This is a genomic window from Candidatus Erwinia dacicola, assembly GCF_001756855.1.
In the GTDB taxonomy this organism is placed as follows: Bacteria; Pseudomonadota; Gammaproteobacteria; order Enterobacterales; family Enterobacteriaceae; genus Erwinia; species Erwinia dacicola.
This window is the reverse complement of record NZ_MAYS01000361.1, coordinates 1-5,820: the sequence shown is the minus strand read 5'-3', so window position 1 is coordinate 5,820 and position 5,820 is coordinate 1. Positions and strand designations below refer to the sequence as shown.

Annotated in this window: 5 protein-coding genes; 1 reads left to right on the top strand and 4 read right to left on the bottom strand. The window is 53.6% G+C overall.

Annotation, left to right across the window (positions count from 1 at the left end):
* Positions 1-865 precede the first annotated feature (865 nt).
* The 3 genes from BBW68_RS10275 to metG all read right to left on the bottom strand — a co-directional run bounded on the left by BBW68_RS10275 (position 866) and on the right by metG (position 4,039).
* Entirely contained in the window at positions 866-1,558 is a 693-nt protein-coding gene (locus tag BBW68_RS10275; RefSeq protein WP_070135286.1) for a CidB/LrgB family autolysis modulator, read from the bottom strand.
* A complete protein-coding gene (locus tag BBW68_RS10270; RefSeq protein ID WP_070135287.1) occupies positions 1,551-1,946 on the bottom strand; it encodes a CidA/LrgA family protein in 396 nt (131 codons plus the stop codon). Before BBW68_RS10270 ends, BBW68_RS10275 begins: the two co-directional genes overlap by 8 nt.
* Before the next feature lie 62 nt (positions 1,947-2,008).
* Positions 2,009-4,039, bottom strand: coding sequence for a methionine--tRNA ligase (gene metG, locus BBW68_RS10265; protein WP_070135285.1), 2,031 nt, complete (start codon positions 4,037-4,039; stop codon positions 2,009-2,011).
* Between the two features lie 181 nt (positions 4,040-4,220).
* On the opposite strand from metG, the gene apbC reads away from it, so the two are divergent.
* Positions 4,221-5,333 (top strand): iron-sulfur cluster carrier protein ApbC, encoded by a 1,113-nt coding sequence (gene apbC / locus BBW68_RS10260; protein WP_070135284.1) that lies wholly within the window; start codon positions 4,221-4,223, stop codon positions 5,331-5,333.
* Between the two features lie 88 nt (positions 5,334-5,421).
* On the opposite strand, the gene BBW68_RS10255 is transcribed toward apbC, so the two are convergent.
* Positions 5,422-5,820 (bottom strand): IS30 family transposase (locus BBW68_RS10255; protein WP_148127474.1); only part of this gene is annotated, 399 nt, incomplete at its 5' end.

Here is a 5,820-nt window from a genome sequence, read left to right as displayed (position 1 = left end):
ACAAATGACCATAACTCGTTTCCAACTCATTTATATCAAAACACTCTGATTTCAATGTGCCAAAGAAACTCTCCACAACAGCATTATCCAGACAATTTCCTTCACGGGACATGATGTTAACTGCTTGTTTTTTATATTTATTGATACCAAACTATTTGGTCCCGCCACCCTTGATCTGAATGTAAAACTGGGTTTTCTGTATCCTCAATCTTCGAAAAAGCCTTCTTTAACATTGAGTTAATTATTCCCATATGAGGCCGCTGCGCTAGCGAAAACGATATGACCTCACGATTGAATAAATCCACTATCGGAGATAAAAAGAGTTTTTTCCCCATTTACAGAGAACTCTGTTACATCAGTGACCCATTTCTGGTTCGGGCATACTGCTGATGATAAAATCATGTTTTTCATAAGCTTGTAGACTTTTTTATGGTTGATGTTAATACTGTTTTTTTTAAGCTATCGTGATTCTTCGATACCCATAACGCCCTTTATGGTGATGAAAAATTGTGGCTATTTGCTCCTTTTCATTTCGATGAAGATCGTTACCCTGTCGTTTTTTGATAAAAAAAGTGCTACGTGGCAATCCAGCAATCAACAGTAGGATACTTAGCCTGTGTTGAGACCTCAATTCATCCACTACTTGCGTTTTTGCATCGGCCACAAGCTGTGGCTTTGCTGAATCAAGGCCTGTTGCTTTCTTGAGATGTTGTATTTCGCTGCTGCTTGTCGTACCGACGAATGGTCGCTTTATGAATTCCAAATATCTTAGCCGCTCATTTTACACCATCATGAGTAGATCTGAATCGCTCTATCAATTCAATACATGAAAACGATCAGCAAATTGCGAGAGTTATCGCAAGTTTTACCTCCACAACGCCATCAGCAGCTGGAAAACAAACGGCGCCAGCAGGGAAGTGATAATCCCGCATAGTACCAGCGCCAGCGAACTGAATGCGCCTTCCTGATAGTTAACCTCGGAGGCGCGAGCGGTCCCCAGCGCGTGTGATGCATTACCAATCGCCAGCCCGCGCGCCGCTTTACTGCGCACCTTCAGCAGGTTCAGCAGCATATGGCCGAACACTGCGCCGAATACCCCGGCCAGCAGCACGCAGATGGCGCTGATCGCCGGGATGCCGCCCAGCGTGCCGGATACGGCCATCGCAATTGGCGTGGTGACGGATTTCGGCAGCAGGGTGGCGGCGATCTGCGGCGTTGCGCCCAGCCATAGGGCAATCGCGGTGCCGGAGATCATCGCCGTGAGGCTGCCGATAAAGCATACGCTGATAATTGATTTCCAGCATGCGCGGATCTGATGCATCTGCTCGTACAGCGGCAGCGCCAGCGCCACCACGGCCGGTTGCAGCAGGTCATTAAGCAGCTTGCTGCCTTGGAAGTAGCGCGTATACGGCAGCTGCAGCTGCAACAGCAGCGGAATGATCACCGCCATCGCGATCAGCAGCGGATTGACGATCGACACTTTCACTTTTGCTGCCAGCCTGCGCGCCGCGAAGAACACTGCGATGGTCAGCGGCAGCGACCACCAGATATCACTCATTACCGTCTCCCGCCCGTTTGATGTGGCGATCGTTGAGGCGCTGCGAAATCAGGCCCACGGTCACCAGTACTATCAGGGTGCTGACAATGCAGGAAAGCACAATCGGGGCAAACTGAGCGGTGAGAATATCCATGTCGTTCATCACGCCGACGCTGATCGGCACGAACAGCAGCGCCATATAGCGGATCAGTAGATGACAGCCGGGTTTCACCCAGTGGACGGGCAGCAGCTGTGAAGCGAGCAGGGCAAATAGCAGCAACATACCGAGAATGCTGCCGGGGATGGCGACGGGCAACAGGGTTTCAATGCCGCGGCCGGAAAACAGACAGAGGTAGATAATGAACAAGGCATGGAGATATTGCCATAAAACAAGCGGAACGTTGCGCATGGTCGGCCCTAGGATTGAACGATAATCGCCGTAGGGGTCAGGCATACCCCGCCCCTACGAAATTACTTAACTGCTTGGCCTGGCTGTGCGCCGCTGTCAGGGCTGAGCAGGAAGATATCCTTCCCGCCAGAACTGGCTGCCATCACCATACCTTCCGAGATGCCGAAGCGCATTTTACGCGGTGCTAGGTTTACCACCATCACCGTCAGGCGACCGACCAGCAGCGCCGGGTCCGGATAGGCGGCGCGAATGCCGGAAAACACATTGCGCTTCTCGCCGCCGAGATCCAGCGACAGACGCAGCAGCTTGTCGGCACCTTCAACGAACTCGGCATTATCAATCAGCGCGATGCGCATATCAACTTTGGCGAAATCGTCAAAGCTGATGGTTTCAGCAATCGGATCGTCCGCCAGCGGGCCGCTAGCCGGTGCTTTTGCCGCCGTCGCATCTTCTTTCGAGGTTTCAATCAGGCCGTTAACCTTGTCCATCTCAACGCGGTTATACAGCGCTTTGAACGCCGAAATGTTGTGGCTCAGCAGCGGCTGCTGAATGCCGTCCCAGCTCAGTTCCTGCTTCAGGAAGGCTTCGGTGTGTTCGGCCAGCGAAGGCATCACCGGCTTCAGCCAAGTCATCAGCACGCGAAACATGTTGATGCCCATTGAGCAGATTGCCTGCAGATCGGCATCGCGGCCTTCCTGCTTCGCCACCACCCATGGTGCCTGCTCGTCAACATAGCGGTTGGCAACGTCGGCCAGTGCCATGATTTCACGGATAGCACGGCCAAATTCGCGGCTGGTCCAAGCTTCACCAATGCTCTCAGCGGCATCGGTAAAGGTTTTGTACAGCGCCGGGTCGGCCAGTTTAGCAGACAGCTGTCCGCCAAAGCGTTTGTTGATGAAACCGGCATTACGCGACGCTAGATTCACCACCTTGTTTACGATATCCGCGTTGACGCGCTGCACGTAGTCTTCTAGGTTAAGGTCGATATCGTCGATGCGCGAAGAGAGCTTGGCCGCATAGTAGTAGCGCAGGCTGTCGGCATCTAGGTGCTGCAACCACGTGCTAACCTTAATGAAGGTGCCGCGCGATTTAGACATTTTCGCGCCGTTGACCGTCACATAGCCGTGTACGAACAGGTTGGTAGGCTTGCGGAAATTGCTGCCCTCCAGCATCGCTGGCCAGAACAGGCTGTGGAAGTAGACGATGTCCTTACCGATGAAGTGGTACAGCTCGGCGTCCGAATCTTTCTTCCAGAAGTCGTCAAAGTTGATGTCGCCACGCTTATTACACAGGTTCTTGAACGAGCCCATGTAACCGATGGGTGCATCCAGCCAGACGTAGAAGTATTTGCCCGGCGCACTTGGAATTTCGAAGCCGAAATACGGAGCATCGCGGGAGATATCCCACTGCTGCAGGCCGGATTCAAACCACTCCTGCATTTTATTCGCCACCTGCTCCTGCAGCGCGCCGGAACGCGTCCACGCCTGCAGCATGGCGCTGAACTCTGGCAGGTTAAAGAAGAAGTGCTCAGAGTCACGCATCACCGGCGTGGCACCAGAAACCACCGATTTGGGGTCGATCAGTTCGGTCGGACTGTAAGTCGCCGAACACACTTCACAGTTGTCGCCGTACTGGTCCGTAGATTTACATTTCGGGCAGATGCCTTTAACAAAACGGTCAGGCAGGAACATGCCTTTTCCCGGATCGTAGAGCTGAGAGATGGTACGGTTCTTAATAAAACCGTTTTCTTTCAGGCGAGTATAGATTAGCTCTGACAGCTCACGGTTCTCTTCGCTGTGCGTCGAGTGGTAGTTGTCATAGCTGATATCAAAACCGGCAAAGTCGGTCTGATGTTCCTGACTCATCTCGGCAATCATCTGCTCCGGCGCAATGCCCATCAGATGTGCTTTCAGCATGATTGGCGTACCGTGTGCGTCATCGGCACAGATGAAGTAAACCTGATTGCCGCGCATTCGCTGGTAACGGACCCAAATATCTGCCTGGATATGCTCGAGCATGTGGCCGAGATGGATGGAGCCGTTAGCGTACGGCAGTGCGCACGTTACCAAAATTTTTTTCGCGACTTGAGTCATAGTGTGGATTACTATACCTGTTGAAAAGGGAGTTTAGATGGTAACCGATTGCCGGACCCTGCGTAAACAAGGGCTTCAACTGCCGGAGGATTTTTCTAGTGACTGACATCAGTACACGGCAGATCTGATATACTTAGACGCAGATATCGAACAAAACCACCAGCAATATCAAGGATCCGAAATGACTTCACAATCCCAGGGGCATCACTCCCCCGAGGCGCTGCGTGCTATCGTGATGGGCGTGCTGACCACGGTTGAACATCCCACTCTGCAGCATAACCTCACTACGTTGAAGGCGTTACGCCACTGCGCGCTGATAGATAACACGCTGCATATCGAACTTAGCATGCCGTTTGTCTGGCAAAGCCCCTTTAAGGAGCTGAAAGCTGCGCTCGGCACCGAGTTGCTGCACCTGACTCAGGCTAGCGCAATCGTCTGGCGCTTAACGCTGGATGTTGCCACGCTGCAACGGGTGAAAAACCGCTCGGGCACCAACGGCGTGAAAAATATTATCGCCATCAGCTCCGGTAAGGGCGGGGTGGGGAAATCCACCACGGCGGTGAATTTGGCTCTGGCGCTGGCCGTGGAAGGGGCGAAAGTGGGTTTGCTGGATGCGGATATCTACGGCCCGTCGATCCCGGACATGCTGGGCGTGGAAGATCAGCGCCCGATCTCACCGGACGGCATGCATATGGCGCCGATCGTGGCGCACGGCGTGGCAACCAACTCGATTGGCTACCTGGTCAGCGAAGATAACGCCATGGTGTGGCGAGGCCCGATGGCCAGCAAGGCGCTGATGCAGCTGCTGAATGAAACGATGTGGCCGGAGCTGGATTACCTGATCCTCGATATGCCGCCGGGCACCGGAGACATCCAGCTAACGCTAGCGCAGGATGTGCCGGTGACCGGGGCGATAGTTGTCACCACACCGCAGGATATTGCGCTGCTGGATGCGCGTAAGGGCATCGTGATGTTCGAGAAGGTCAACGTGCCGGTACTGGGCGTGGTGGAAAACATGAGCATGCATATTTGCAGCCAGTGCGGTCATCATGAACCGATCTTTGGCACCGGTGGGGCGAAGAAGCTAGCGGCGCAGTATCACACCCGCCTGCTGAGCCAGATGCCCCTGCACATTAGCCTGCGCGAAGACCTTGATGTTGGTGAGCCGACCGTCGTGCGCCGACCGGACAGTGAGTTTGCGCGCCTTTACCGCCAGCTGGCGAACGCCGTGGCGGCACAGCTTTACTGGCAGGGTGAGGTTATCCCACAGGATATCGCCTTCTGCGCGCTGTAAATGTTCAGTTTGACCAAGGGTCGACCTTTTTTTCCGGTCGGCCCGTTTTTGATATTTCATACGGCGGATTCAAGTTTGAAGTGCAACGCTAAGCCGCCTGTTTTAGCTCTACAAAGACCACTGAAGGTTGCCGGAACCCAAGGCATTTCCGTGGCCTGCTATTCAGTGCTCCCTGGTACTTGCGGAGCTCGTCATCCGTCACTGCCGTCAGGTCAGTTCCTTTCGGGATAAACTGCCTCAACAACCCATTGGTGTTCTCGTTTAGCCCGCGCTGCCACGAGGCATATGGATGAGCGAAGTAGGTTTCCGCTTCCAACGCGTCAGCGACTTCCTTGTGCCGGGTAAACTCCCTGCCGTTGTCGAACGTGATTGTGTGACAGACGTCCTTATAGCCGCTCAGCATCGAGATAATAGCGGCGGCAACTTCGGCAGAGTCTTTAGAAAAAACCTTCTTCGTCAGATAAATACGGCTTTTACGTTCGACCAG